Origin of the sequence: Mesorhizobium sp. WSM4310, from assembly GCF_007003935.1 — a bacterium.
In the GTDB taxonomy this organism is placed as follows: domain Bacteria; phylum Pseudomonadota; class Alphaproteobacteria; order Rhizobiales; family Rhizobiaceae; genus Mesorhizobium.
In genome coordinates this window covers 69079-93861 of sequence record NZ_VFTA01000023.1, presented here as the reverse complement: position 1 = coordinate 93861, position 24783 = coordinate 69079, and the positions used below count along the sequence as shown (strand labels likewise).

General features: G+C 58.5%; 26 protein-coding genes and 1 pseudogene. 11 read left to right on the top strand and 16 right to left on the bottom strand.

What is annotated here, in order from left to right; genetic code table 11:
- Nucleotides 1-206 precede the first annotated feature (206 nt).
- The 3 genes from FJV80_RS23150 to FJV80_RS23140 are packed head-to-tail and all read left to right on the top strand — an operon-like array spanning nucleotide 207 to nucleotide 1125.
- The gene (locus FJV80_RS23150; protein ID WP_142877494.1) at nucleotides 207-443 is read left to right on the top strand and encodes a hypothetical protein; all 237 of its coding nucleotides are present in this window, start codon (nucleotides 207-209) and stop codon (nucleotides 441-443) included.
- Nucleotides 444-459: 16 nt separating this feature from the next.
- The gene (locus tag FJV80_RS23145; RefSeq protein WP_142877493.1) at nucleotides 460-870 is read left to right on the top strand and encodes a hypothetical protein; all 411 of its coding nucleotides are present in this window, start codon (nucleotides 460-462) and stop codon (nucleotides 868-870) included.
- A complete protein-coding gene (locus FJV80_RS23140) occupies nucleotides 871-1125 on the top strand; it encodes a hypothetical protein (RefSeq protein WP_095790032.1) in 255 nt (84 codons plus the stop codon).
- A 443-nt stretch (nucleotides 1126-1568) separates the two neighbouring features.
- On the opposite strand, the gene FJV80_RS23135 is transcribed toward FJV80_RS23140, so the two are convergent.
- The 3 genes from FJV80_RS23135 to FJV80_RS23125 form a co-directional block, all read right to left on the bottom strand.
- Nucleotides 1569-2000: a hypothetical protein gene (locus FJV80_RS23135; RefSeq protein WP_095774596.1), complete on the bottom strand. Its 432-nt coding sequence runs from the start codon at nucleotides 1998-2000 to the stop codon at nucleotides 1569-1571.
- Nucleotides 2001-2746: 746 nt separating this feature from the next.
- On the bottom strand, nucleotides 2747-4915 hold the full coding sequence (locus tag FJV80_RS23130) for an amylo-alpha-1,6-glucosidase (protein ID WP_142877492.1): 2169 nt from the start codon (nucleotides 4913-4915) through the stop codon (nucleotides 2747-2749).
- A gap of 210 nt (nucleotides 4916-5125) precedes the next feature.
- Nucleotides 5126-6193, bottom strand: a complete 1068-nt coding sequence (locus FJV80_RS23125) for a glycosyltransferase family 4 protein (RefSeq protein ID WP_142877491.1) — start codon at nucleotides 6191-6193, stop codon at nucleotides 5126-5128.
- An 801-nt stretch (nucleotides 6194-6994) separates the two neighbouring features.
- Between FJV80_RS23125 and FJV80_RS23120 the strand changes: the two genes are divergently transcribed.
- Nucleotides 6995-7192, top strand: a complete 198-nt coding sequence (locus FJV80_RS23120) for a hypothetical protein (protein ID WP_095790029.1) — start codon at nucleotides 6995-6997, stop codon at nucleotides 7190-7192.
- A 218-nt stretch (nucleotides 7193-7410) separates the two neighbouring features.
- On the opposite strand, the gene FJV80_RS23115 is transcribed toward FJV80_RS23120, so the two are convergent.
- From FJV80_RS23115 to FJV80_RS35730, 3 genes are all read right to left on the bottom strand, one after another.
- A complete protein-coding gene (locus FJV80_RS23115) occupies nucleotides 7411-7773 on the bottom strand; it encodes a hypothetical protein (RefSeq protein WP_142877489.1) in 363 nt (120 codons plus the stop codon).
- Between the two features lie 451 nt (nucleotides 7774-8224).
- Complete coding sequence (locus tag FJV80_RS35735; RefSeq protein WP_179301131.1) at nucleotides 8225-8464, bottom strand: hypothetical protein; 240 nt, start codon at nucleotides 8462-8464, stop codon at nucleotides 8225-8227.
- Entirely contained in the window at nucleotides 8464-8664 is a 201-nt protein-coding gene (locus FJV80_RS35730; RefSeq protein WP_179296077.1) for a hypothetical protein, read from the bottom strand. The genes FJV80_RS35735 and FJV80_RS35730 overlap by 1 nt, the downstream gene beginning before the upstream one ends.
- A gap of 538 nt (nucleotides 8665-9202) precedes the next feature.
- Between FJV80_RS35730 and FJV80_RS23095 the strand changes: the two genes are divergently transcribed.
- From FJV80_RS23095 to FJV80_RS23090, 3 genes are all read left to right on the top strand, one after another.
- On the top strand, nucleotides 9203-9805 hold the full coding sequence (locus FJV80_RS23095; RefSeq protein WP_348643989.1) for a Crp/Fnr family transcriptional regulator: 603 nt from the start codon (nucleotides 9203-9205) through the stop codon (nucleotides 9803-9805).
- On the top strand, nucleotides 9702-9932 hold the full coding sequence (locus FJV80_RS35725) for a helix-turn-helix domain-containing protein (RefSeq protein WP_348643987.1): 231 nt from the start codon (nucleotides 9702-9704) through the stop codon (nucleotides 9930-9932). Before FJV80_RS23095 ends, FJV80_RS35725 begins: the two co-directional genes overlap by 104 nt.
- 82 nt (nucleotides 9933-10014) lie before the next feature.
- Entirely contained in the window at nucleotides 10015-10260 is a 246-nt protein-coding gene (locus FJV80_RS23090; protein WP_142877488.1) for a hypothetical protein, read from the top strand.
- 421 nt (nucleotides 10261-10681) lie between these two features.
- On the opposite strand, the gene FJV80_RS23080 is transcribed toward FJV80_RS23090, so the two are convergent.
- Entirely contained in the window at nucleotides 10682-11806 is a 1125-nt protein-coding gene (locus tag FJV80_RS23080) for a branched-chain amino acid ABC transporter substrate-binding protein (protein ID WP_246689027.1), read from the bottom strand.
- On the bottom strand, nucleotides 11691-12722 hold the full coding sequence (locus FJV80_RS23075; RefSeq protein WP_142877487.1) for an EamA family transporter: 1032 nt from the start codon (nucleotides 12720-12722) through the stop codon (nucleotides 11691-11693). Before FJV80_RS23075 ends, FJV80_RS23080 begins: the two co-directional genes overlap by 116 nt.
- A 42-nt stretch (nucleotides 12723-12764) precedes the next feature.
- Here FJV80_RS23075 and FJV80_RS23070 point away from each other — a divergent pair, with 42 nt between their 5' ends.
- Complete coding sequence (locus tag FJV80_RS23070; protein WP_245437850.1) at nucleotides 12765-13424, top strand: ABATE domain-containing protein; 660 nt, start codon at nucleotides 12765-12767, stop codon at nucleotides 13422-13424.
- On the opposite strand, the pseudogene FJV80_RS35210 reads toward FJV80_RS23070, so the two are convergent.
- The 7 genes and pseudogenes from FJV80_RS35210 to FJV80_RS23035 all read right to left on the bottom strand — a co-directional run.
- Nucleotides 13421-13657, bottom strand: a pseudogene (locus FJV80_RS35210) (SOS response-associated peptidase); the annotation flags it as partial. The gene FJV80_RS23070 and the pseudogene FJV80_RS35210 overlap by 4 nt on opposite strands.
- A 303-nt stretch (nucleotides 13658-13960) precedes the next feature.
- Nucleotides 13961-14626: a hypothetical protein gene (locus tag FJV80_RS23060; protein WP_142877486.1), complete on the bottom strand. Its 666-nt coding sequence runs from the start codon at nucleotides 14624-14626 to the stop codon at nucleotides 13961-13963.
- Nucleotides 14607-15020, bottom strand: coding sequence for a phage holin family protein (locus FJV80_RS23055; RefSeq protein WP_095790024.1), 414 nt, complete (start codon nucleotides 15018-15020; stop codon nucleotides 14607-14609). Before FJV80_RS23055 ends, FJV80_RS23060 begins: the two co-directional genes overlap by 20 nt.
- A gap of 14 nt (nucleotides 15021-15034) precedes the next feature.
- Complete coding sequence (locus FJV80_RS23050; protein WP_142877485.1) at nucleotides 15035-15556, bottom strand: hypothetical protein; 522 nt, start codon at nucleotides 15554-15556, stop codon at nucleotides 15035-15037.
- Nucleotides 15557-16041: 485 nt separating this feature from the next.
- Entirely contained in the window at nucleotides 16042-17115 is a 1074-nt protein-coding gene (locus FJV80_RS23045) for a histidine kinase dimerization/phosphoacceptor domain -containing protein (RefSeq protein ID WP_142877506.1), read from the bottom strand.
- Between the two features lie 86 nt (nucleotides 17116-17201).
- Nucleotides 17202-18242, bottom strand: coding sequence for a sensor histidine kinase (locus tag FJV80_RS23040; RefSeq protein WP_142877484.1), 1041 nt, complete (start codon nucleotides 18240-18242; stop codon nucleotides 17202-17204).
- Entirely contained in the window at nucleotides 18239-19726 is a 1488-nt protein-coding gene (locus tag FJV80_RS23035; RefSeq protein ID WP_095790020.1) for an ATPase domain-containing protein, read from the bottom strand. The genes FJV80_RS23040 and FJV80_RS23035 overlap by 4 nt, the downstream gene beginning before the upstream one ends.
- Nucleotides 19727-20051: 325 nt before the next feature.
- Between FJV80_RS23035 and FJV80_RS23030 the strand changes: the two genes are divergently transcribed.
- Genes FJV80_RS23030 through FJV80_RS23020 form a run of 3 tightly spaced genes read left to right on the top strand, consistent with a single transcriptional unit; the run spans nucleotide 20052 to nucleotide 22436 of the window.
- The gene (locus tag FJV80_RS23030; protein ID WP_245318236.1) at nucleotides 20052-20687 is read left to right on the top strand and encodes a phosphatase PAP2 family protein; all 636 of its coding nucleotides are present in this window, start codon (nucleotides 20052-20054) and stop codon (nucleotides 20685-20687) included.
- 5 nt (nucleotides 20688-20692) lie between these two features.
- On the top strand, nucleotides 20693-21607 hold the full coding sequence (locus FJV80_RS23025) for a diacylglycerol kinase family protein (protein WP_246689026.1): 915 nt from the start codon (nucleotides 20693-20695) through the stop codon (nucleotides 21605-21607).
- Nucleotides 21608-21626: 19 nt separating this feature from the next.
- Nucleotides 21627-22436: a metallophosphoesterase gene (locus tag FJV80_RS23020; protein WP_142877482.1), complete on the top strand. Its 810-nt coding sequence runs from the start codon at nucleotides 21627-21629 to the stop codon at nucleotides 22434-22436.
- A 46-nt stretch (nucleotides 22437-22482) separates the two neighbouring features.
- Here the strand turns inward: FJV80_RS23020 and FJV80_RS23015 are convergent, their stop codons facing one another.
- On the bottom strand, nucleotides 22483-23883 hold the full coding sequence (locus FJV80_RS23015; protein WP_142877481.1) for a phospholipase D family protein: 1401 nt from the start codon (nucleotides 23881-23883) through the stop codon (nucleotides 22483-22485).
- Nucleotides 23884-24783 lie beyond the last annotated feature (900 nt).

Genomic DNA, 24783 nt, shown 5'->3' with positions numbered 1-24783 from the left:
GCCTCTCCGGGAACGCCAAGAAGCCTGGCGCTCCCTGACACGTCGGCCCCTTGCACGGCGACCGACAAAGATGAGTTGGGAATCGATTTCCGCCGTGTCAAGAGGCGTCGTCAACGCCCAATTTTCGCCGACCATTTCGAAGAGCTGGTGGCAAGCGCCCCGACCACTACCCATTTGCTCTGTTGGGATTTCAAGTGGAGGTAAGTATGACCATGACACGCCAAGACGTCGTCTCGGTCCTTGGACCTATCGACGACTCAACGATTGCGGAAATCATCGCGTCCGGTGCCTCGCTGGAGGAGTTGAGAGAGGCATTGGCATGGACGGTCGGGGATGAGGCGTTGATAAGCCAGGGACGCGCATTGCCAGGAACACGGGTCGCAGGGTTGATCGACCTGATCGAGCACGATGATGAAGACGATATACACATCAGGCCCAGCTGAAGCCGGGCGCCGACAATTGATCAAAGACCGCGTGGATCGCTATGGGTTCGACCGCGCCGTCTCCGGGTACCTGCAAGGACGTGAATTGCCTGCCACCGTTCTCGATAACTTTGTAGCGCGCTGCTGGCCCCCCAACGAGCAACGTGCTGTAGATTGGTCGAGCCCCACCGACACCATGTGCCCGACGGAAAATCTCTTTCCGCCTAATACGAACCTCTGCCAGCATCGACCTTCGGGCATCAGAAAGACCATTGTGCTGGCCGAGCTGCAAGTACAGGGGTTCAACTATTCTCAATGCCCGCAGCCTGATTTTATTCCCGACGGCAGACAGTCCAAATCTGCCTGCATTTCACCTAAATGCCAGTATGAAGAGGAACCAGATCGAAGGAGAGGTATTGAGCTAAGGTGCTTTGCAGATGAGCGTTGAATGGACCGGTATTTTTTTGACGTCTACAATAGTGAGGGGCCGGTGCTGGACGAGAATGGCCAGTTATTTGCCTCCAAGGAAAGTGCCAGGGACGAGGCCTTACGCGTCCTCCAGGATGTCGCGCGCGACGAGATGCCCGACCGCGATCTTTTCAAGCTGACGGTCAAAGTGCGGGGCGAAAATGGGGCAAAGGTGTTTGAAGCATCCCTCATTTTGACCTCTGGCTGGATCGCCAAGGATTCGCAGGCGCGCTAATCGATAATTAGCTGCCTCAGTAGGTCTCAGCTGCTAATTTTCGTGGTCATTTGAGAGCGATCTCCAAGGCAGCGGTCACAGGAGCGAACGAATTCGCGTCCCGAACGTCTGCCCGCGTCTCTTGCCAGCCTGATCGAGCGCGCATTGGGTGGCGTCTTGGGACGTGGCCAAGCTCTTGTTCGCGCACGTGCCACTTGGTTCGCCAGCGTCCTGCTTCAACTGCCGGGCCAGTGTCAGAAGAAAAAGCCCGCTCCCGAGGGATAGCGGGCAAGTCTTCTAGGGAAGCGATTTTTCGCGGCGGACTGCAACTGTGCGGATCACATTACATTAGTCCTGATGTGGGTACTCGATGGATTCCCAGCTATGTAATGACCGGGAAGACGATGTATCTCCAACCCCAAGCGGCACCATCGACCTTAGCATCACCTGACTATCAAAAGGCTTTAGTGCCACAGTTTCTCGCTCAGCCATTCAAGGAACTTATTGCCACCGATCGTTTTGCGAACCCGTGCGGCGGCCCACTGAGCCTTAAATGTTGTGCCGACGTGGCAACTGCAGACGATGCTATGCAATTGCCAGTCGGTCAGTTCGAAGAACCGCTTGGCTTCTCCATAAGAATCATCCCGCAGGCCCAGCTCCCGCAACACCGGATCATCAAAGGCCACAGTGATAGGCGAGCCCTGACAGCGTGAAGAATCACGGGCCTCCCGCTTCAGATGCTCGGTCCCGGTAAGGGCACCCAGGCACCGATCTGGGTCTTTTTCCAGCAGCGCTGCCCAACGTTCTATGCGCTGTTGGCGAGTCATGAACGGATACGTCGACAAAGGCTGAACCTTCGCGATTGTCTGCAGTTGGTCTAGCGTTTGATGTTTCATGGTAGGCTCCCGTCGATTGAAGTCCCCACCCTGCACAAACTATCGCGCACCGACGTCCTGACAAGAGCCGGGCCCGGTGCGGATCAGCGATAAAATTGGCCAGCTGCAGGTGAATGGCAGGGCTCGTTGATCCGGCCGCTTTCATTGGCGGCGCTGTGAACGCTCGTCCTTGACTGTCCGTGGGCCGCGCAGAGTCGATGGCGAGCAATTCGTTCAGTCCCACCCATGCCGGGCCTCTCGAATTTTCTTAGGCCGTTAACGCCCAAATCGACCGCGTCTGAGCCCTTGCCGCCATCCTTTTGCGAAGCCTCAAGCCCGTTGCCCACATTCTTGATCTCCGCGAATAGGATGACGTCAGGCGCCCTTCCAGTGGCGCTGGACATCGACACGACACGGGCATAGCGGCAAGTCGAACAAACAAGGCGCGGTTCAAGGAGCCATGTTTGGAGCTGCCATGGGCGCAATGACGCCAGCGTGGCCGGCAGGAGGTTCAGCATGTCTACGAAGAACCTGTTCTGCGTTCGGCTGGTGCTGGGAACTCTGAGGATCCCGCCCAGCTTTGCTCACGTCTTAGCTCAGGAGATCCCGAGCGATTTCGGCTATCGTCGCGATCACGGCGGAAGCAGATCATCGAGGACTAGGCGACGCTCGATTTCCTTGACCCTCTCGACAGTCGCGGCTCTTGGTTTCTTCACCTTGGCTCAGTTCGAATGTCGGAGTACAAAAGAATTTCAGCGACCGGCAAGCTAGGAGCGCACCTCCAGCGGCACGAGCCCTTCATGCCGCTCATCGAGATAACAAACAATGTGGTCACCCACGCGCTCGAAAGTGAGATCGACTTTCTCCTCCCCTACGGCCAGGTGACGAATGACGATATTGTCGATGCCTATTGGCAACCGTGGACGGTCGACCTCGATGGTACGGTTCCACCCGTCGATCCGAATTCCCAGACAGGCTTGCAGCATCATGAAGGCCGACCCCGCCGACCAAGCCTGCGGCAGACAAGCGACAGGGTAGGCAACCGGTGCATCGCCAATTGCCCGGGTGAACCCGCAGAATAGTTCGGGAAGCCGCATATTAAACCGAACCGCGGCCTCGAACATGCTGCTCATGAGCTTCACGACACCGGCACGCTCTTGGTAGCGGGCGAGCCCAGCGGCACAGATGGCAGTGTCATGCGGCCAGATCGAGCCGTTATGATAGGACATCGGATTGAATGGCACCTCGTCGTCGGCCAAGGTGCGCACGCCCCAACCGCTGTTGAGATGACCCGAAAAGAGCTGTTCGGCTATTGATGACGCCCGCTCCGCCGATGCCAGCCCGACATAAAGCAGATGACCAGCGTTCGAGGCGCGCACCGCGCATTGCTTGCCTTCCCCGTCTATGGCCAAGGCGTAGAAATTGTGGTCCGGCATCCAGAAATGCCTCTCCACTGCGCTGCGGATACTTTCTGCCAGCGCGCTCCAGCGCGCTGCTTTGGCCGTGTCGCCGCGTCTGGCTGCCAGTGTAGCCATGCCCTGGTAGGCTGCAAAGACATAGCCTTGTACCTCAACCAGGGCGATCGGTCCCCGCGGAATCGTGCCGTCGGCATGGAATATGGCGTCGGCACTATCCTTCCAGCCTTGGTTGAAAAGCCCGGTGTCCGCCGCCCTGCTGTAGGTCACGAAGCCCTCGCCGTTACGCCTTCCAACGTCCTCTATCCATCCCACGGCCGCACACAGCGAATCCCACATGCGATTGACAAACACCTCATCGGCAGTGCGATCGGCGTAGGAACAGGCTAGGTAAACATAGAGCGGGGTCGTATCGACACCGCCATAATAGCGGCCGAACGGCAGCTCGCGCAGCACCGCCATTTCCCCCTTTCGCGTTTCATGCATGATCTTGCCGGGTTCGGAATCATCGAATATCGAAGTCTCGGTGGACTGATATCGGGCAAGGAATGCCAGGACCCCGCGGGCAAGTTCTGGGTTGAGCCACAGCATCTGAAGGGCCGAAATGACGCCGTCGCGACCGAAAGCGGTCGAGAACCATGGAATGCCGGCGTAAGGATACGGTCCGGTCTCAAGATCGGTGGTCAGCAGTGCTATGTCGGCGCGCGTGCGCGTAAGCCAGTCATTGAACACGCGGCCCGAACTGAAGACGGTGGCTCCCTGACGCCGCTTCGAGCGCATGGCAAAACGTGCTCGGGCCGCCGCGGCGCGAAAGCGGTCGCTCGAGGGGACTTCTTCGTCGTGACCGACCTCTACAAACAGCGCTCTTGCGTCACGCCTGCCCACTACGATGAAGAACACGGCGTGGTTGGATTGGATCTGGTCAGGCGGCGTCGAGAACGAGATAATCGACTGGCGCGCCAAATTGTCGAGCCCTTCGTAGCGAAACATGACGCTTGCTTCGCCGATCAGCGCGTCATGAGCGTGACCGCGGCGGCTGCGCGTAGTGCCACGAACCTCGAACATATCACGAAAATCGGCGTCGAAGTCGAATCTCACGGGTAGGAGCACTTCGCGCCCAGAGTAATTCGTGAAGGTGACCCGCTCGAACATACGATTTTGCCAGATGAACCGTGTTCGATCGACGTGCACGACACCCGGCAGCGTTTCACGGCCGTCGGGCCCCGTAGTGGCCAAGTTCGTGAGGTTGGCAGTGAACAGTATGTTGTCCTGGGAAAGCGAGGCGCCTAGCAGGGATGGAATGCGCCCGCCGATGAACAGACGGAAGCGCGATAGTACGCGCGTGTCGTCGCGGAAAAGGCCATCGCCGGTGCCACGTATGTCGCCGTAGCTGTCCGCGACGATGAAGCAGTCCTCATGCTTGAGCGCAAATTGTCTATGAGGCTCGCGTGGTGCCGATTCATCCATCGCCGGCAGCGCCACAGCTGGGTCTAGCTTGCGATCTTCGATTTCAGCGCTCATGTCAGCTCTCCCGTTCGAAAGAGACTTAGCCCACATGCTTGTCGATCGTCGCCGACGTCGAATCGTCACCAGCGCCCCGCCTCGGCAGGCACATGCTTTGACCGCAAAGAGGCTCTTTCGACTCCGTGTCGTATGATTGGCCAATTTTGGATTTTGAGCAATCAAACTTGTCAAGCCGATCGCTTTATGCCGGTTCGGCCGCCTGGCCAGCTATGTTTCCAGCATAGCTATTTTTTCGGAGGGACATCGCTTGTCGCCCGTGAGCGAGCGATAGATCGCCATATAGTCGGCGCACATGCGCTCGGCGGTGAACCGCTTTTCAAAAGTTCTCCTCACCCGAGAGCGGTCGAGGTCACCTATCCGATGCACGGCCCTCACAGCCTCTGCGATATTGTCCACGATAAATCCCGACACCCCATCATCGATGACTTCAGGAACGGCTCCGCGGTTGAACGCCACCACAGGAGTTCCGCAGGCCATCGCCTCAATGGTCACGAGGCCGAACGGTTCCGGCCAGTCAATCGGGAACAGCAACGCTGCCGCATTGCCCAAGAACTCCGCCTTCTGCCTTTCATTGATCTCGCCGATGAACTCAACGTTTGAATTTCGCAGCACCTGTGGTTCGACGCGTTCTCGCCAAAACGCCCGATCGACCGAGTCGATTTTGGCCGCAATTTTCAGCGGCATTCTTGCGCGGGCGGCGATTTCTATCGCGGCCAGCGGGCCCTTTTCCGGTGAGATGCGGCCCAGGAACGCCAGATAGCTCGAGGCCTTCTGACGCAAGGGTAGAATACCAGCCGGCAAGCCGTGATAAACCGTTCCGAGCCAATTAACCGGCGGCATCGGTCGGCGCTGATCATCGGAGATCGAGATCAGTGGAACGTCGTCGAACATCGCGTAAAGCCGTGCGAGATCCGGGAGGTCAAGGCGGCCATGAAGTGTCGTAACGGTTCGGCTGCTAAACTCTCTAATGACCGGAAAGTGGAGAACGTCGACATGAAAATGCAGTACATCGAAGGCTTCTGCCCATCTGCGCACCTGCTCAAGCATCGAAACGTGACAGGGGACAGGGTCCCTTGCCTCTGGGCTCAGGCGTAGCGCAACGTCGCAACACGCCACAAGTTCGGCCGACGTCCTTGAGTCGCCGCTGGCGAACAGTGTCACCTCGTGGCCCTGTCGAACCAGCTCCTCGGTCAGATACGAGACGATGCGCTCTGTGCCACCATAGAGCTTGGGAGGAACGGACTCCATTAGAGGAGCAATCTGGGCGATCTTCATTTTGTAAGTGCGTCCGCAACTTAAGAATCGACGAGAGGCCGACGCGCATGCGAGGGCTGCTCCCCACGCCGCAAACTTTCGAATTACTAATATGTTCCCGAACTACGATAAACGACTGGCGGTCGGACACCGGGTAATCGCACACAAGGCCTCGGTCGGCTCGAGCCCCGTAGGCCAAGCCGCTAGGTGTTCAGGCAAACTTGAAACCTTCACCAAAATGCGGTCCAACCCGGCATTGGGGCGCTTCGAATCCTCGAATTCTATTGAGAGCAGACAACAGGAACGCCGGCTTCTCAAGCGGCCGGCGCGGCCCAGCTAGGCATCCTGTGGTCAACCTGAAGGCTGGTCTGACCTCTTGCGAGGCCTGATCGCCTCGAAAATCACTTCACACAGGCTTCTGCCGCGAGCTTTCATTACGATCAAACGCCCTTGCCGAGCGCGAGTTTCTATTGATTCGGCCTATCCTTTGCCATGACGTTGACGAGTACAACGCATGCCAGCAGGGACACGACACCGCCTAGCAGGTCGTGGCTCGACAGACCGGCAAAATAGACCAATTCGAACGCCAACGCGGACATACAACTAGAACTGCCAGGCAATGCGAATGTTCCGCCTGTGTACTGGATTCACATTTCCGGGAGATACGCCCGCTCCACGCTTCTTCGGGGTCAGCATTGTCCCCTCGATCCGAGCTTTATCGCCGATCCCCTGCCTACGCACCGACACACATTTGATATTGAGCCCGGCTGCGAGCGACCCTTATAAATCATGTTTTCGCCATTGCTTTCTAAGGATCTTGCGATGGATAACGTGACCGTAAGCGCCAATGATCAGGTCGGCCCTTGCGTTGAAGTGATCGAAGTCTGCGGAGAATGGTTCGTCCGCGTGGTCAACGGCGACGAAGAGATATTCCGATCATTCGAATTGGAGGCATTCGCCCTGGCCTACGCAGAGGGCCAGCGAATACGTCTCGGGCTTGCTTATTTCGATCAGCTGTAGCGTTGAACGCCCGCTTTCTGCGGGTGATCATCGAGGACTCCACGTGATCATTGCCGCCCATAACGCGGGCCTCGGCACGACATGTCTAGGAGTTCGATGAGTTGGGCTCGCCTACGTCAGTCACGTCCGCGTCTGATGTGCGAAAATCCTCATAATCCACTGTCGCGACGACCGCACCGCTTGCATCCTTAGCTCGCACCGCCCAGCCGACCGGCGCTTCACCGCGAGAGCGCGTCCTGCCACAGGTCGGCCGCAGAACGCCGGCATTCGGCCAAGACCGCTTGTAGCGTGGGAAACGAAAGGCCTGCGAGCTCCTGCACGTGACCCTTGTCCTGATACTCGAGGATATAAGACGCGTCGCGGCCCGATTCCGGCTGACTTCGCATCCTCGCGTCGTCGGCGGCGCTGGTTTCATCGAACGTGGCCGCGTGTAATAGCAGCACCTTTGCCTTCGCAATCAGTTGCACGTCATCGAGGGCGTTGTCATAGGCGAGCGAAACGGAAATCGCCTCGCCGCCTTCGCCCAGGAACCGCACTGTAGGGAAGGGTCCGTTTTCGACGACCGTTTCAAGAATCTGCATGGGATGACTCCAAGGCTTATTGGTCTTTCGGCTCAGTCCTTGACGTACGCCCCCGGCTGTCGCCCGCTCTTCGGAGCCTTGGCGTCCTTGGAATGTTCGGAAAGAGCGGGCCCGGCGCCGGAGACCTTCTGGGTGGACGGTGATGGCGTTGCAGGCTGTGATGGAGACTTGGATTGTGGGGCTAGGGGGTTCTCGTCCGAGGTTGTCATGTCGTTTTCTCCCATGTCATGAGTCAGGGATGAACTAGCCATCGACATGGAGGTTCCAGCGTCGTGGCATTTCCAGAAAACCGCTTAGTTTGCGAGAGCGAACCTTCGGCAATGGTCGAGATCCGCAAGCTCAGGAGTTGCGAGCAGATCTACGACGCTCGTCCATAACCACGACGGTGCCTTAGCGTTCGCGCTGGAGGCTTCCGACGGTTCGCGGGTCACAACTGCGCCAATCGGCGAGGTCAATCTGGCGGCCGTGCGCTTCGGCCAGATCGAACCGGGGCGGTATCGGAGCCGACGCTGCCGTTGTTCATGAACCGCTCGACGCACAATTCTATCCGCACGCCGGCGCTTCCATCTATGTTCTGAAATCGCCCCCAGCGGCTATCATCATAGACAACGATGGTCTCCGCAGTGGCCTTAATTTGGGCGGCCATTGGCCGACCATCGTCCTCGTAAGTGGCGCCGATCTCGTAGCCCATTACATCGCATAGTCGCGGATGGCATCTTCCTGGTTGCCGATCCAGTAGGTCTGGTGCTCTTTCGACGTGCCCAGATATTGGGCCGCACGCACCACTCGGGTACCTGAAGGAGCTTTTGGCATCGCTACAACCATCTGGCCGAAGTCGGCTTCTATCGCTCGGGTTAAAGGTTCCGACAGCATGCCATTCCGCACGCTCATCGGTGCGCGGCGCTAGCTTTTCAAGATGTGTTTGCACATATCCAATCAGATTCGCGGGTTGATGAAGCGTTCGGCCTCGTTGTGCCTAAAGGTATGGAGTGATATCCGATACCAAACAGCGGAATTGAGCAAACAGCTGGCCGCGATGGCACGTGAGGAACAGCACTGCCGTCTGCTCATGTTAGTGCCCAGTGTAGGCGCCACAGCCACCGCCTTTGCCGCAGCCGTGGAGGATCCGGCGAACTTCAGGAAGATGATTCCACCTTCCGCAATCCATAAGTTCGATCCCAGCGGTTTCCAGCATGGTCGCTCAGTCTAGTCCGCCAGATGGGCGCCTTCCACCCAACAAGGGCCGTAGCAGCGCGGTTCGCCGGCTGGGTTCCGCACGCGCCACCATGCGTTTGCGAGGAGTTAGGCCTGAATCGCAACAAGCGCTTTCCAACTGAGGTACACGCCAATTTGCTAATCGCGCCCATGAGGTCTACTCTGCTTGTATCGGCCGCCAGTGTTTTCGGATGCAGCCGACAGTGAGAGGTACATGCTCTTGCCCGTCAGGGAGAGCGCCGTGCCCCAATCCCTTCTTCGCAACCATGTATTGCAAGCCCTCTCGCCTGAGGATTTTGCGCTCTTACAGCCGTCAATGCATCACGTCGAACTGGGCGTCAAAGACCGACTGGAAGTCCCATATCAACTAATCGAGCATGTTTATTTTCCGGAGGCGGGAATCGCTTCGGTGGTCGCGGCCATGACGGGCGGCCGGCAAAGCGAAGTGGGCATCATTGGCCATGACGGCATGATGGGGGTTGCGGTTGTTCTCGGCCGGGACAGTTCCCCCAACGAAACCTACATCCAGGTCGCCGGCAAAGGTTGGTTGCTCCCGGTCGAAAGCCTTCGCGACGCGATTGAAGAAAGCCAGTCCCTTCGCGGCTCGCTGCTTCGCTACGCGCACGCGTTCCTGGTCCAGTTGTCCCGCACGGCACTTGTCAACGGCCATTCGAAAATCGAGGAACGGCTGGCCCGGTGGTTGCTTATGGTCGATGATCGTATGGAGGGCAACAGGATCTTACCTGACGCACGAGTTTCTGGCCACCATGCTTGGCGCCCGGCGCCCTGGCGTGACGATAGCCCTGCAAATGCTTGAATATCGGGGGCTGATCCACGCCAAACGCGGTGAGATCACCATTGTCGACCGGCCCGGAATGATAAAGCTGACGCACGGCGCCTATGGCGACGAAGAGCAACGTCACTTCGGCAGTGATTCCAGCTGATTGTCCGGAATCGGACACACCCTTACGGGTTGACGAATTGGTGCCATAAATCGTGTTCGTTTGGGTTCAGGGAGGAACTCACATGACCAACAGTTTTCACACCGTCACGGTTGAAAGGGCGGCCGACGCCTATGTCCGTTCCAGAGGCAAGGCCCGCTTCCTTTCCATCGCACAGGCAATTCGTGCCATTCGAACACTGCTTCCGGCGTGTAAGGCCACGGACCCCGAGCTGGAAGAGATACTGGCTGCGGCATGCATCCTCCACAGCATTCCTGTCGCTTTCGACGCAATGACTGCCGATCGCTCTGAAACACGGCTTCATTCATAGGCCCTGCAATGGCAGACGTCGCTCCGACGCTTACTTCATCGGACGTTCGCCAAACGGTTGTCCGTTACCTGCTTGATAATGTCAAAAATCCGAGCGTTCGATAGACGTGGTCATCCACGCCGTCGGAGAAAGGAGCTCTGCGAGCTAACGGATTGGGAACGGGGGGACTACATAGCTCGAAGCGCGATCGACGCGGGTCTTGCTGTGGAGTTCGATGCGGGGTTCCCTGATCGCTCCTCTAAAGCAAAGAGCTTGCTACCGGCCCTACGGCAAGGCGAACATTGCGAACCAAATTTCGGTCCCACAGTCCCGGTTCGCAGGCATTGGGGAGGCGCGGCGAGCGGCTAGGAACTACCGGCGTGGAATGAACCCCAGGCAACCGGCCGCATCAATTCGCTTACAAACGTCCGCTACTGATTGCTCAAAAGGCCGACTTCTCGGTCGTTCGAGCAAGCATTCTGATCTGCTTGAACCGGCCTTTCTCAACCACGTGCAAAGCCGTCACCGCGGCGATGTCGTCCTGCTTGGCATCCCAGTTGACGACGTCTGGGTATGCAATGCCACGATATTGGCTTTTCCGGAGCGCCGATATCACGCCCTGTCGGCTAAGCTGATTTGCGCGCTTGGCCAGCCTTATGGCCTCAAGCAACTGTGCCGCAGCGTCATAGCAGTTTACGGCATAGTTCTTGAGGGGACCGAAGCGATCCGTATAGCGTTGAGCAAATTCCCGCGACCCTTGGACGACACCAATTTCCGGACAGGCTGAGAGGACGAGGACGCCCTCATCCTGCTCGGCCGCCTGGCCGGCGGGCTCTAGGAAATTCCAACCATCCCAGCAACCGTCCCCGGTCGCGAGCAAATGCCGTACCCTCGCCGCCCGCATTGCCTTTAGCAACGGCGCGCCCTCGAATGTGCCGCCGTAGAACACCAGGTCGATATTTTTGGGAAAGCTGCCGACCAACGCGCCGAACTCGGTGGTTCCTTCCTCTACAGCGATGTCCTGCACAACACCGCCTCCGCGGCGCCGAAAGGCGTGGACAAACTCGTCGGTCATACTTTGTCCGTAGACGGTGTTGGTTCTGACCACGACAGCGCACCGTTTCCCCATTTCGGCGGTCAGATGGTTGGATATGGCGGACGCGGTAACGTCGTCGCGGTTTGTGAACCGAAACACATTGTTCCAGCCCGAATCCGTTAGCTTCGGGTTGGAAACGATGGGTGAAATCAGCGCCATCGACGCATCGCAATAGCGCTGCGCCACGGCGAGCGTGACGTTGCTGTTGTAGTGCCCAACAATGCCCAGCACGCCCTGATCAGCGATCAAGCTTGACGCCACCTTGGCGCCCTCGGCCTCGTCGCCTTTGTCGTCGCGCCGGATCGCCTCCAACAAGATACCCTCAGCCCTTTCGTTGGCATCCTCGACCGCCAGTTCAACTGCCTGCGCCATCTCGATCCCGAGATAAGCAGGACGTCCCGTAAGCGGGGCGACGACCCCGATCCTTACCCTTTTGCGATCGCCGTTGCTGTTTTTCGTGGCGTCGACCATGAGTTACCTCCTTGTGAGTGGAATTGCGGTTGGCAACCAGCAGGCAGGCCACGGAGGCAACAACCAGAAAGCCTCCGATCAGGGTGGTTGCGGTGATCTCCTCGCCAAGAAATGCCGAGCCGAGGAACATCGCAATCACGGGATTGACGAACGTGTAGGTCGCGACAAGGGCGGGCGAGATCTTCTTGAGCAGCCAGATGTACGAACCGAACGCCATCACCGTGCCGGCGAGCGTGAGGTAGCTCCAGCCAAGGAAGGATGACAGGGAAATCTGCGCCACGGCTCCAATCGGTTCGCCTCGCGCCGCGCTCAACAGCATCAGTGCTGCGCCGCCGGTGACCAATTCGCGGCCGGCAAGTGCCACCGAGGAACCCTTGTTGTTGTGGCCTTCGGCAATGAGCGTGCCAAGCGCCCAAGAAGCGGACGCCATCAGCAAAAGCAGGATGTCGGACAGTTGGAGCCCTGCGGGACCGGCAACGCTTCGCCATGCAACAAGGACGACTCCGAGCAAGCCGGGAAGCAGCAGTAAAATGGTCCTGACAAGAGGCTGGTCCGATCTGCCGAGAATGCTTCTTCCGACGATGATCCAGAATGGGATCGTCGCCAGGAGCAAGGCTGCAAGGCCGGACGGCATGCGCTGCTCGGCATAGGCCAACACACCGTGACAGCCGACGAAGAACAGCACCCCACAGAGGCTTGCGCGGAGCCAGGACCGGATCGAACCGCCGTCGTCGGCTTTGGCCCTCGAATGCGCCAGCAAGATCACTCCGCCGACAATCGAGCGCGTGCCCATCAACGCAAAGGGTGGGATGGTTTGGACAGCGACCGCAAGGGCGAGATATGTCGAGCCCCATATGAGATATATGGCGGCAAAACCGCATACGATCGTAAGCTTTTCTCTTGAAGAAGCGGTCATCGAACTTATAACCATCTAATAGGTTAGGTAAGGTTAAGCGGCATGAGCCCGATTGGTTCCACGACCTCTCCAAAACCACGTGCCACGCGCGTTGCGGAGCGCCATCTGGCGAACGAGGATCTGGCGATCCGCTTCGTGAACACGGCGGCCTGGAGGTTGCGTTCGGACGTTGAAGAACGGCTCCCCAGCCCGGAAGCTCTGCTGGACTGGTTTCACGCCAACGACCTGGTTTCCCGTGGCGAACGAACGGCGTTGCAGCGGGCGTGGAAATCCGATGTCGAGGCTGCCAACTCCCTTTATGAGAGCGCGATCGCTTTGCGCGAACTGATCTACAATCTGCTGATTGCGCGGATCGATGGCCAGACGCCTCGCACCAAGGACCTTGAGGCCTTCAACCATTTCCTGACCGCTGGTGGGGTAGGCGCAACCCTCGCTTGGCGGGCAGGCGACTACGCTTGGCGCGCGACGAAGGGAGTGGGGAGCCTTCTAACTCCGATAACCCTGTCGGCTGCTGAGCTCCTGACCGGGATCCGCTCTGGCAAAATCAGGCAGTGTCAGGATGAGAGAGGGTGCGGCTGGCTTTTTGTCGACGAGAGCAGAGCGCAGAATCGCCGATGGTGCTCGATGGGAGATTGTGGAAATCGTGCGAAGGCGCATCGCCACTATCAGCGAGCAAAGGGGTATGCCCTGAAGTCGGATTAGCCGACCTGCTCGACGGAATGCGTACGCGCCGGTAAAGGCTTGACAAGAGATTTGGCGGAGACCGATGGATCGAGCCAGGCAGCCCAGTCTTTCCGGCCGAGGATGACGATCTGCCGGTCATGATTGGAGACAATGTCTGGGCCGAGAATGCTTCGCCCTCATCCGTCGTCTCGCGCCAGATGCCGGCAATGCGCGTCGCGCTTGTTGGACAGCCATTTGTCCTTGCGCTTTTTTAGGATAGCGCCGCCGGTTTCAGACGCAGCGGCACACGGCCATGTCGAATTGTTGCATTCAAACGATTTGCGACGCGATCTTCGCATCCTCACCCTCGTGATCGTGAGGATATGATGGGATCGCCCGACCATGCGGTCGAAAGCATTCGAGGGAAGAAATGGAACGTTCGCGGAACGGCATCCGGCAATACACTGACATTCCATTCGAGGCTGAAAGTTACGCCCGCTCCTAGGCAGGCGGCCAGGCGTTCCGGCTCGCGTCGAGGTCGCGGAAGATAAGAAGTGCGCCTGACTGTCTGACAATTACTTCTCGGAAGGGTCCCGGATGTCTTCCTTGCTGACGAAATAGTCGCTTGCCACCGCAAGCACGGCCAGGAAGGTGGCGCCATATCGCGCGAAGCCGAAGGCCTCAGCCGCGGCAATCTTTGCGCCGCGCTTATGCTCACTGACAAATTGGGCCGCCGCGTCCCGAATTTCGTCGGCAGCCTCGCCGAACAGCGCGTGCTCTTTGGCAGTCGGCGGAAAGGCCCGGCCAATGATATGGCCAACCAACACCCCTACCGCCGAGCCGGCGATCATCTTGGCTCGATCGAGATTGGCAACGGCGCGACGCTTGCCAGCATGATAACCGCTTGACCTTGCATCGGCATCTCCGTCGCTTGTCACCGTCGCCGTGGTTACTTCGACACGCCCAGCAGCGACTTTTCCGTCAGCACTCCTTCGTCCCGCATCAAAAACGGCGACTGCGCCCAATGCAACGGCGGCCGCTATTCCGCCATTCTCCTGGACCGCATCCGAGATGCCCCCGAGCGCCGTGGCAACTTTCTGTTTGGCGTAGTGTGTGGAAACGTCGGCCAAATGTCTGGGTTGCAGCCGGCGGCTCACCTCGCTTACAGGGCCGAACAGTGCTTGCCGTTCAGTTCGGCTCTGCACCAGGATGTCCCTAATCTCATTGCTGGGTTGAGCCATAGCGTATTCCCTGCTTCAAGGCCGCGAGGTCAGTCCGCACCTGATTGACTGTCTCGACGGGCGTAATGGTCCATCCGGTCAGCGCGCGCTTGGCCAGATAAAGGGAGATCAAACCTCCCGCGATCAAAACAAGGCCGACGATCAGACAGGCGAGCATCGGACCTACCCCGAAGGAGATCATCGCAAGGATGAGACACTGAACCAGAGCGAACGCCGCCAGCGCAAAAAACACGGCCGCCGCCATTCCACATGCGCCCGAAGAAACCAGCGTGGTGGACTTCGCTCGCATTTCCGCCTCGAGGAGGCGCAAGTCTAGGCGCATCAACGAGCCAAATTGGCTTACCGCTTGGCCGAACACGCTTCCGAAGGGCCGGTGGTCCGTTCCATCATCCATGCCAATGATCCTTCTCAGGACCGATCGGAACTTCGCATGATCCGCGTCAGGACCACGCCGGCTAGAATGCCGATCCCGAAAAAGGCGGCAGGCTGGCGCTGCGCGAATTTCGTGACGGAATCGAGCAACTCGCCGACGTTGCGGTCCCTGATATCGGTAGAGATACGCTCGACACCTTCGGCCGCCGTGCGCACCATGCTTGCGACCTGGGGCGATTGCTTTTCGATGCCGTCTGCCGCGTCCTTCACGGAATGGGCGATATTGGCAATAGCATCGGCGCCCGCCGTCTTGTTGGACTCGACTGCTTCCTTGAAGGCGCCCGCGGCATCAGCGGCGACAGACCCTGCATAATCTTTGGCATCACTCGAAACGGAGGCGGCGGCATTCTTCAGATGCGACGCGGTCTCCGCCGCACTTGTCTTAAGCTTGCCGAGAGCTTCTTTCCTGGTCTCGGCACGCTCGGCGTCCTCATTGCCCCAGCCGTTCTCGTTGGCGTTACCTGGTCCCGGAAAGTCGTCTGTGGTTGGCGTGTCCATGATATTTCACTCCTGTGTTCCTAGGAATTGAACTTCGCCACCATGAAGCGGTTCCTGCCCCCGACAAAAAAGCCTATCGTGCATTCGCCGCTAACCGGATTACCGCAGTCGCTGGACGCGATCACCGGCGCTCGTCCGCCCTTTTCGGCCAGTCGCATCGCTCGTCCTCACCAGCATCAGTGCGCAGTGCGCTAAGGCAGAACGTTTGAACGTCCACCTCCGCTAGTTGACGGCCAGTCGTAGAAACGTTTGGAACTGGGTTGCCACCGCCCACACCACCGTGCCAGCAGCTGTCGAGAAACGTGATCGGCTGGATCCGCTCGGGCAACTTGGGGTGGGGGGCCGGATCCGCACGTTCGCGCTGGGTGCGAAACTTTCTTACGTCTCCCAGGCCGAGGACGGTGGCCGACCCGGACTTAGGCACTAGCGGTGGGTCGGCGTCGCCGTGACAGCGACCCGGTCGAGCGCAACCTCTAGGGTGGTCGTCAGGTCGCCGCCGACCGTTTGAAAACGATGGTAACCCTGGTCCCTTCGTCGGCGCTGGATTTCACTTCGAAGTGCGCTTTGGCGTTTTCGGTCAAGGAGTGCGCGATGAGTGCGCCAAGCTTGCCGGGCTTCGGCCAAGTCTCACCCTGCGGCAAGCCAACTCCGTCATCGGCGATAGTGATGCGGCATCCTTCGCCATCGACCACGCTGTGAAGCGTTATCGTGCCGCCTTCTCGTCCCTTGAAGCCGTGTTTGAGCGAATTCGTCAGCAGTTCGTTCACCACCAGGCCAGTCGGCATCGCAACGTTGACGGAGACGGGATAGGTATCCACTTTCATGTCCAAGCGTATGCCTTCGACGGCATGCGAAGCCATTACCGCAGATGCTATCTGGCTGAGGTAGATGCCGAGATCGACCTCATCTTCCTGCTCGTCGTTCGACAGCGCCTGGTAGAGTATCGCAAGAGCGTCGACGCGCCCGGCCAACCTCTCGAACCGTTTCTGATCAGGCTCCGCCGCATTGCGGGTCTCCAGTCGGATGAGTGCGGTGATCATCTGGAGATTGTTCTTTACCCTATGCTGCAGTTCCCGCAGCAATGTATCCTTCTCGCGGACACGCTCCTCGATCGAGGGCGCCTCCTCGCCGTGAGAGGATACGTCCACCAAGGCGACCAGCCGAAAACAGGTCTTGCCATCATCGTCCACTATCAAATTTGAATAGGCGTCAACGACTGCTGGTCCGTCGGCGCCGCGTTCAAGGCGGAAAGTACCGACAAAATCCGTTTCGTTGACAACGCATTCGGCCAGCGCCTTGTCTTTCTGCTGACGGATACCAGTCCCCGACAGCGCTGCCCAGTTTTTTCGCGCCAGACTGGCGGCCTTCAGGCCGGAGAGCTTTTCGAATTCCGGATTGGCATAGACGACGCGTTCCGTTTCGATCAGGTCTGAAACTGCGATCGCAATAGGCACCTGGTCGAGGAACTTCTTGAACTGTTCGCTCTCCAGCGCCGTGGCCAGTTCTGGCGTATCGAGCAGCTGCTCGACCGCCTCGGGCTTCCCTGTATCCGATGTCATTTTAACGCCTACGCCGTAAGGATAGGTCATCAGTATCAGCGATGGAGCAGATAGGCCACCGCCGAAGCGCGGCCACCTAGAAGAGGTCAATATGCCGGGACCAGCCTCGTATCGCGTAGCGGCAAGGCCATCGTGAACCGCAGACCGTCAGGGCGATAGTTCAACTCGACCTTGGCTTGGCACTGCACAGTCACGACTTTCTCCAGCAGTGTCGTCCCGAAGCCGCGCCTTCTTGGGGGCTCGACCTTCGGCCCGCCCATTTCAAGCCACTCCAGATTGAGGATTCGCTCGTCTTGCGAATTGCTCAACGACCACCGGACTTCGAGACGTCCGGTGGGGCGGGACAACGCACCATATTTCGATGAGTTGGACGCAAGTTCATGAAAGGCCATCCCGATCGGGATGGCGATATCGGCGACCAGGGCGACGTTTGGCCCTTCAAGCACAACACGCGACCTGTCGCTCGTATCGTAGTGGCGCAGCTCCGACTCCAGCAGCTTGTGCAAGGAGGCCATCTGCCAATAGTCATCGGTGAGCATCGAGTGCGTGTCGGCGAGAGAGACGATCCTGGCGGAGAAATCGCGCACGAAATCATCGACGCTTCCGCTCGACTTGGCGGTCGCACCCATCATAGCTCGGACATTTGCCAGCGTGTTCTTGACGCGATGATGGAGCTCCCTGATCAGCAGTTTCTGCCGGTCAGCGACCTCTTGCTTCTCTTCAATATACGACTTGACCTCGAGCTGACGGGCGCGGGCGCGCAGAGCCGAGCGTACCGAATTTGCCAGGCTCGACGCCAGAAAAGGCCTCTCGAGAACGATCAGATAGCGGTCCAGAAAGGCCAGGCGCTTGTCGATCTCCGTTCCCCGCATCGTCAGCAGCACGATCGGAAAATCGGACCACGCCGGTTGAAGATTGAGCCAGGATGCGAACTGATTTCGATCAGAACTGATCAAGGCTTCTTCGGTAACCAAAAAGCACTGGGCTTGGTCCAACAGCGGTACTGCTTCGTCGAGGGTGGCGCAGATGTGAGACTTGATCCCGTTCTCCGCGAGGATTGTCGACGCGACCTTCGCGTCGCGCCCGACTGGTGCCAATACGAGCACACTGCAGTCTGAAGGCATCACGAGGCCTTGTCTTGCAGCAGGTTGCCTTGCTTTCCCTCGTAGGTGGGCACGCCAGTCAGGATCCCCCGAAACTCCTCCAATGGTTCACCGACGGCCAGCCCGGTCGCGCTTATCTTGAATTCGCGAATGGTGTCCTCATGCGGCCCGGCGCGTTTCTTGACCACGGAAATAGCCCGTCTCAGACGGCCGCCGCTTTCGAAGAAGCGCAGGAGCATTAAGGAATCGCAGAGATAGGTCATGTCTACGGGGGCTGACATTTGACCGATCACTCCATGATTGGCCAGCAGCAGGATCGTCACAACGCCTTTCTGATTGAGATATGTCAGGATCTCGTGCATCTGCAGCACAAGATGCTGTTCCTCCGACATCGCATTGAGGTACCCGGTCAAGCTGTCGATGACGACGATCCGCGCATTTGACCGCTCGACAGCCGACTGGATGCGCGACGACAATTCACCGGGCGACAATTCCGCCGGATCGATCTGTTCCAGCAGCAAACTGCCATTGTCGGCGAACGGGCCCAGATCCATGCCGAGGCCCGACGCGCGCGCCAGGAATATCCGCTTGGTTTCATCGAACAAAAGCACCAACACATGTTCGCCCCGCTTGAGAGCGGCATGGCAATAGCTGCACGCGATGGTTGACTTGCCGACACCAGAAGGTCCCATCAGAAGCGTGCTGGTGCCGCGGTCAAGCCCGCCACCCAAGAGCGTGTCGACAGAACTGTTGCCGATGGCGGGCGTTCCAGGCTCGGCCAGCTCATGTTCGGAGGCAACCAAGCGAGGAAATACCGTCACGCCGCCGGGTCGAATGACGAAGTCGTGGAAGCCGCCGCGAATTTGAACGCCGCGCATTTTGATGACGCGCAGCCGCCGCCGCTCTCCGCCATAGATTGGCGAAAGCTGTTCCATCCGGATGACGCCATGACTGATGGAATGCAGGTTGAGATCGTCATGTTCGGCAGTGAGATCGTCAAGGAGAAGCACCGTTGCATTGTTGAGCAGGAAAAAGCTTTTCAACGCCAGGACCTGCCGTCGATAGCGTAACGATCCCTGTGACAAAAGACGTATTTCCGACAGGGAATCGAACACCACGCGATCCGGCTTTATGCGCTCGATCTCGGCAAGCGCGGACTGCACAGTTTCACCGAGTTCCAGATCGGAGGAATGAACCAGAGTCTGTAACTGCGACGGATCGAGGCTCAGCTCCGGCGGGACCAGCTCGAGGATTTCGACACCTTCAAGAGAAAACCCATGCCGTTGCGCGACCGAGTGCAGTTCACGCTTGCTTTCGGACAGCGTTATGTAGAGGCATTTCTCGCCATCTGTCGCGCCTTTGATCAGAAACTGCAGACCAAGTGTGGTCTTTCCTGAACCAGGCCTGCCCTCTACAAGATGTGAGCGGAATTTTGCATAGCCGCCTCGCAGGACGTAGTCGAGGCCTTCCACGCCAGATGATATTGGTGAAGCGTCCTCTTGATCCACGTTGTCCCCACACGCCTTTGGTGACCTCCTTAACGGATAGCATTTTCAATAGTTCCCTCTTGAAAAGAGAGGGTGACGGCCCCTTTCCCACCCGTCATGTTGTCGGGGCTGTAGCGCAGTGCGGCTGCAAATTCTTACGTTCTCAGCGCGGTGATGGCTGGGGAACCTCGTTCTCGCGAGCCCGTTATGCCTCACCAATGAGGTCCCAGGCTTGAGAGAACCAATTCCAGACATCGAGCGCGGGCCCCTCGGGAATCACTGCCCTCCCACGCCGCCTCGGATCGGCAGTGCTTCCGCACAAGGCAAGAACAGGCTTATTGCGGGCATGCTAGTCGCCTGCCTCGTTCTCGGCTTTGGGCTGCTCGCCGAGGAAGTCCTGGAAGGCGACACAACCAAATTTGATCTGGCCATTATGTCGGCCCTTCGCGCAGCCGATCCCGCCTATCCGATCGGTCCGCCCTGGCTTCAGGAAGCGGCCAGGGATGTGACCTCACTCGGCAGCGTGGTGTTTCTTGGCTTCGTGTTGCTGGGAGCGGCTGTTTATCTGCTTCTGGTCCACAAGCGGGCTCTGGCCATTTGGATGGCGGTAGCGGTGGGCGGCGGCGAACTGCTTGGCACGATCCTCAAGCTGAGCTTCAACCGGCCCAGGCCGGAGATCCCTCATGTCACGCGAGTATTCACGGCAAGCTTCCCGAGTGGACATGCAATGCTTTCGGCGATCACGTTCCTGACCGTAGGGGCTCTGCTTTCACATGCAAGTCAGGATCTGCGCCTCAAAGTGTATTTCATGGCGCTCGCCTTGTTTCTGACGGTGGCCGTTGGCATAAGCCGGGTCTACCTCGCAGTCCACTATCCAACGGATGTATTGGCAGGGTGGTGCGTTGGCTCTGGCTGGGCGATCCTGTGTTGGATAGTCGCTTTGTGGTTTCAGGAAAGACCAAAGCGGGGACCAAAGACTTGAAGGTTATGGCGCTCATCAACAAGGGTGCCGGCGCTGCGGTGCGCAAGGGCGACATAGCGAGAGCCGTGCGGGATGCGTTCGCCGAACGTGGCGTCGAGGTGGATGTGCGATTGGTAGACGGGCGAGAGGTTGGAGAACTCGCTCGGCGTTTCGTTGCCGACAATAAGTCGACTTCCGATCATGGATCGAGATTGGTGGTGGGCGGTGGCGACGGCACTCTCGGCACCGCTGCCTCGGCGCTGGCGGGGACGAATCTGGTTCTCGGTGTTCTTCCGCTCGGCACATTGAACCACTTTGCCAAGGATTTGGGTGTGCCGCTCGATCTGACGGCGGCGATCGATACAATCGCGACAGGCACACCTGTCGCAGTCGATGTCGCCGAGGTCAACGGCCGCGTGTTTCTCAACAATTCATCGATCGGGATCTATCCGTTCTTTGTGGCAAAGCGCTCAGCCGAGCAGCGGCACCGCGGATTTGGCAAGCTTGCCGCCATCGGCCCCGCCCTCATGAGAACGGTGAGATTCGCCACGTGGCAGGCTGTTCACGTTTCTGCCCAGGGCGCTCGCGAAAGACTGCGGACTCCTTGCGTGTTTGTTGGCAACAATTTCTACGACGTCGCCAATCTTGGCCACCGCCGCAGCCTCTCGTCAAAAGAACTATGCATTTATGTCGTTAAGCAACAGTCCTGGTTTGGGCTGGCATTGCTTCCGTTCAAAATCGCATTCGGCGTGATAGATTCGACCCGAGATCTGGAAACCTATAGGGCTACTTCACTTCAAATCACATCGCATCGCCGCGCCATGCTGGTTTCTCTGGACGGCGAAGCCGTCCGTATGGACATGCCCCTGAATTTTCGGATTCGACCGGCGGCCTTGCAGGTCCTTGCGCCTGACCAAAACGACAAAGACGAGTGGCCATAACTGAAAGCGGAGAAATTCAGTGAAGACCCTCGTCCACCTTTCGGATTTGCACTTCGGAAAAACAGAGAGCCAGCTCGTGGACGCGATCGCGGCTGAGGTTCGTGCCGTCGATTTTGATTTGCTCGTCGTGTCGGGAGATCTGACGCAGCGCGCCCGGAAAGACGAATTCCTGCAGGCGCGGGCTTTCCTTGACTCTCTTCCCGGCCCCCGCATCGTGGTGCCCGGCAATCACGACGTGCCGCTCTGGAATGTCTTTGCGCGTGCCGTGACACCTCTGGCACGTTACAGGCGCTACATCGAGGCGGACACGGACCCATTCTACGCCGATAGCGAAGTCGCTGTCGTCGGGATCAACACGGCACGATCCCTGACAATCAAGGACGGCAGGATCAACGTCCGCCAGCTAGAGGCGGCGAGGGACAAGTTGGCAAATATGTCCAATAACGTTACCCGGATAGTGGTGACGCACCATCCTTTCGAAGGACTGGACCTGGAAAACGACGACGGAATCGTTGGCCGCGCGGATCTGGCAATGGATGCCTTCTCGCGCAGCGGCGTAGACGTCATATTGTCTGGCCACCAGCATCTTCATCGCGCCGGTTCGAGCGCACGGCGCTACCTAATCGACGGCTATGCGGCACTGCTTATTCAAGCGGGGACGGCGGTTTCGTCCCGGGTACGCCATGCTGCAAATTCGTTTAACATCATTCGCGTCGAGCATCCGAGGATCTCCGTCGAATGCCGGGCATGGCAGTCTTCGCGTTCCGGGTTCGAAACCTCGGCCAGCTATTCCTTTCGGCAAGGTCCAGGCGGGTGGGAACCTGCTTGAATGGCGGCTGGGGGAGAGCGCCAACATTCCCAGTATCGACATACCGCTAAAGCTGAGATTCGATGGGTAGGTACCTGACCAGGGCGGCCAGGATACGGCGGGACCATGCTGCCTCGGGTTCGCGAGTATAGGTTTGAGGTCTGCCTTCATCGCTGCCATGCCAGCGCAGAACCTCGTTCTTCAGTTCGAGCCGGTAGCTTGCTTCCGGCGCTATCTCGGATTTGAACCGGTGCCGGAGTTCCGCGACCAACGTCTCGTCTTCAAAAAGCACTCCCATTTCCGAATTCAACGATACGGACCGCGGATCGAAGTTGAAGGATCCCACGAAACCGATCCTGTTATCGACGCTGAACGCTTTTGTGTGCAGGCTGGCACCCTTTGATCCAAATACAGAAATTTTGGGCTGCCTTCTAAAGGGCTGAAGCTCGAAGAGCTGCACGCCCTTTCTGAGCAAGCGCTTGCGATAGTTGGCGTAGGCCCCGTGTGCGGCAGCGACATCGGTCGCGGCCAAGGAGTTGGTCAAAACAGCGACCTGCACCCCGTCGTCCACGAGGTCGCCGAGGATTTTTGAACCCTTCTTGCCGGGGATGAAATATGGCGACACGATTTCCACACGCTTGCGCGCCGACTGAATGATTGGGAGCAACTCCTTCATCAGCCAACCACACGGTCTCCAGCCTCGCACCTTTTCCGGAGGGTCAGAGATCACGCGCGCGCCCTCGACCCAATGAACGTCGCTGCTGGCCGCTATGAACCCGGCGATGGAGCCCTTGTCTCCGATACCGCTCAGGAGCGTCGACTCGGTTTCCTCCTCGCTTCCTTCGAAATAAGGGGAATACGAACCCGGAGCGGTTGCACCGAGTTCACCTATTGGCTTGGCGTCCTGGCATGCCCAGAAAGTCTGGAAGATCTGTGCGGTTTGCTGGACGGCAGGACCGAGGAGCAGCATGTCGAGGTCACGAAAATTCGTCTCCGCCGCGTCAAAATAGGCATCGCCGATATTACGTCCACCGACGATGGCGATGTTGTCGTCGGCGATCCACGCCTTGTTGTGCATCCGCCTGGTCAATGCAAAAATCCGCAAGAGGACTTCCGCGCCTCGCATCACGCCGCGTGCTCTGATGCCGCTCGGGTTGAACAATTTGAGTTCGATGTTTGGATGGTTGCTCAGCGCCAAATAAGCTGCATCGCTCTTGCGCGGATTGACGTCGTCGAGCAGCATTCTGACGCGTACGCCCCGCTGCGCGGCGCGGACAACTTCCTGTAGAAGCAAGCGCCCAGTAAGGTCGTCATGCCAGAGATAATACATGAGATCGAGAGTGCGAGCCGCACTCCTTGCCGCTAAGACACGCGCGGCGAACGCATCGTAATTGTCAGAGATCATAAGCAGGCCACTCTTACCGGCTTTGATTCTGTCGGCCGTTGTTGGCGTAACCGAGACGTTCATGGATTGACCAAATTCGGAGGAAAACGAGGCGCTGTTTAATGAGACTAAGAACCCGCGAGCCCTGATCTGGTTGCAGGGGGCCCTTTGAGCCTGCACGAAAGGTCGAATGCAGCTATACTAGCACTAGCGTATAGCCAGCCGGCGTCCCGTCGTTTAGGCCCGGCGTCCTACTGGTAGGCGCCGGGCCGCATTGCCGGTGAAAGCGTTACTCAAGGACCGCACCTGCCCTTGCGGTGGCCTCGGGCGCATGTTTGCCTGCCCAAGTCGCCCGTTCCATCCGATGAACGGAGCATCATTGCCCGTGGTATCGCCGGTTGGCGACATGAGCTTCTATGGTCTCGCGGAGGGCATCCGCCGGCATCAGAAAACGCTCGATCTCTGGCCATTGGGTGTCTCCGTTTTGAGGGCTCCCCGCAACTGCGCGGATTATGTCCTTCGCTTGCCTGCCATCAGCTCCAGGTTGTGAAGCGGATTTACAGATAATTGAGCATGTTTGGCGCATCATGATCAGCGGAAATGCAAGTAGCTCGTACATGGCCAAGGCCTCGGCGCTCCCCGCTTCGCCGGGGCCTTTTGCGCGCTTATGCCATGCTGCCAGGCGCCCTGACCTGGCACCTTGCTTAGGCCTTTGTCCTCCTGGACCGGCCCGGGGCGAGGAAGCCATCCCTTATCAGGTCCAACGCGTCGAGCGCGTCTTCATCCAACAAGTTTGTCAAGGGCACTCCACCCACGCGCACAACCTTGTTGTTGTCTATGTCGTAGACCTCCCAGAGCCCATCACTGACCCTTCGGATTGCGTGCCGCCTCTCCATAAGGAGTCTCTAATAAGCGAGTCGCCGAAGCGCCAGCAAGAAAACTCGATCCAAAGAGTTAACGGTGGAAAACCATGCTCGCTTTAGG

Bases quoted from the DNA above. Each gene is read 5' to 3' on its own strand.
- FJV80_RS23095 (WP_348643989.1), top strand. From the start codon at position 9,203: ATGCTCTTGCCCGTCAGGGAGAGCGCCGTGCCCCAATCCCTTCTTCGC.
- FJV80_RS23075 (WP_142877487.1), bottom strand. From the start codon at position 12,722: ATGACCGCTTCTTCAAGAGAAAAGCTTACGATCGTATGCGGTTTTGCC.
- FJV80_RS23130 (WP_142877492.1), bottom strand. From the start codon at position 4,915: ATGAGCGCTGAAATCGAAGATCGCAAGCTAGACCCAGCTGTGGCGCTG.
- FJV80_RS23055 (WP_095790024.1), bottom strand. From the start codon at position 15,020: ATGGATGATGGAACGGACCACCGGCCCTTCGGAAGCGTGTTCGGCCAA.
- FJV80_RS23015 (WP_142877481.1), bottom strand. From the start codon at position 23,883: ATGAACGTCTCGGTTACGCCAACAACGGCCGACAGAATCAAAGCCGGT.
- FJV80_RS23070 (WP_245437850.1), top strand. From the start codon at position 12,765: ATGAGCCCGATTGGTTCCACGACCTCTCCAAAACCACGTGCCACGCGC.
- FJV80_RS23115 (WP_142877489.1), bottom strand. From the start codon at position 7,773: ATGCAGATTCTTGAAACGGTCGTCGAAAACGGACCCTTCCCTACAGTG.
- FJV80_RS23025 (WP_246689026.1), top strand. From the start codon at position 20,693: ATGGCGCTCATCAACAAGGGTGCCGGCGCTGCGGTGCGCAAGGGCGAC.
- FJV80_RS23150 (WP_142877494.1), top strand. From the start codon at position 207: ATGACCATGACACGCCAAGACGTCGTCTCGGTCCTTGGACCTATCGAC.
- FJV80_RS23060 (WP_142877486.1), bottom strand. From the start codon at position 14,626: ATGGCTCAACCCAGCAATGAGATTAGGGACATCCTGGTGCAGAGCCGA.
- FJV80_RS23050 (WP_142877485.1), bottom strand. From the start codon at position 15,556: ATGGACACGCCAACCACAGACGACTTTCCGGGACCAGGTAACGCCAAC.
- FJV80_RS23140 (WP_095790032.1), top strand. From the start codon at position 871: ATGGACCGGTATTTTTTTGACGTCTACAATAGTGAGGGGCCGGTGCTG.
- FJV80_RS35735 (WP_179301131.1), bottom strand. From the start codon at position 8,464: ATGGGCTACGAGATCGGCGCCACTTACGAGGACGATGGTCGGCCAATG.
- FJV80_RS23125 (WP_142877491.1), bottom strand. From the start codon at position 6,193: ATGAAGATCGCCCAGATTGCTCCTCTAATGGAGTCCGTTCCTCCCAAG.
- FJV80_RS23090 (WP_142877488.1), top strand. From the start codon at position 10,015: ATGACCAACAGTTTTCACACCGTCACGGTTGAAAGGGCGGCCGACGCC.
- FJV80_RS23030 (WP_245318236.1), top strand. From the start codon at position 20,052: ATGCTAGTCGCCTGCCTCGTTCTCGGCTTTGGGCTGCTCGCCGAGGAA.
- FJV80_RS23120 (WP_095790029.1), top strand. From the start codon at position 6,995: ATGGATAACGTGACCGTAAGCGCCAATGATCAGGTCGGCCCTTGCGTT.
- FJV80_RS23045 (WP_142877506.1), bottom strand. From the start codon at position 17,115: ATGACATCGGATACAGGGAAGCCCGAGGCGGTCGAGCAGCTGCTCGAT.
- FJV80_RS35730 (WP_179296077.1), bottom strand. From the start codon at position 8,664: ATGAGCGTGCGGAATGGCATGCTGTCGGAACCTTTAACCCGAGCGATA.
- FJV80_RS23135 (WP_095774596.1), bottom strand. From the start codon at position 2,000: ATGAAACATCAAACGCTAGACCAACTGCAGACAATCGCGAAGGTTCAG.
- FJV80_RS23080 (WP_246689027.1), bottom strand. From the start codon at position 11,806: ATGGTCGACGCCACGAAAAACAGCAACGGCGATCGCAAAAGGGTAAGG.
- FJV80_RS35725 (WP_348643987.1), top strand. From the start codon at position 9,702: ATGATCGTATGGAGGGCAACAGGATCTTACCTGACGCACGAGTTTCTG.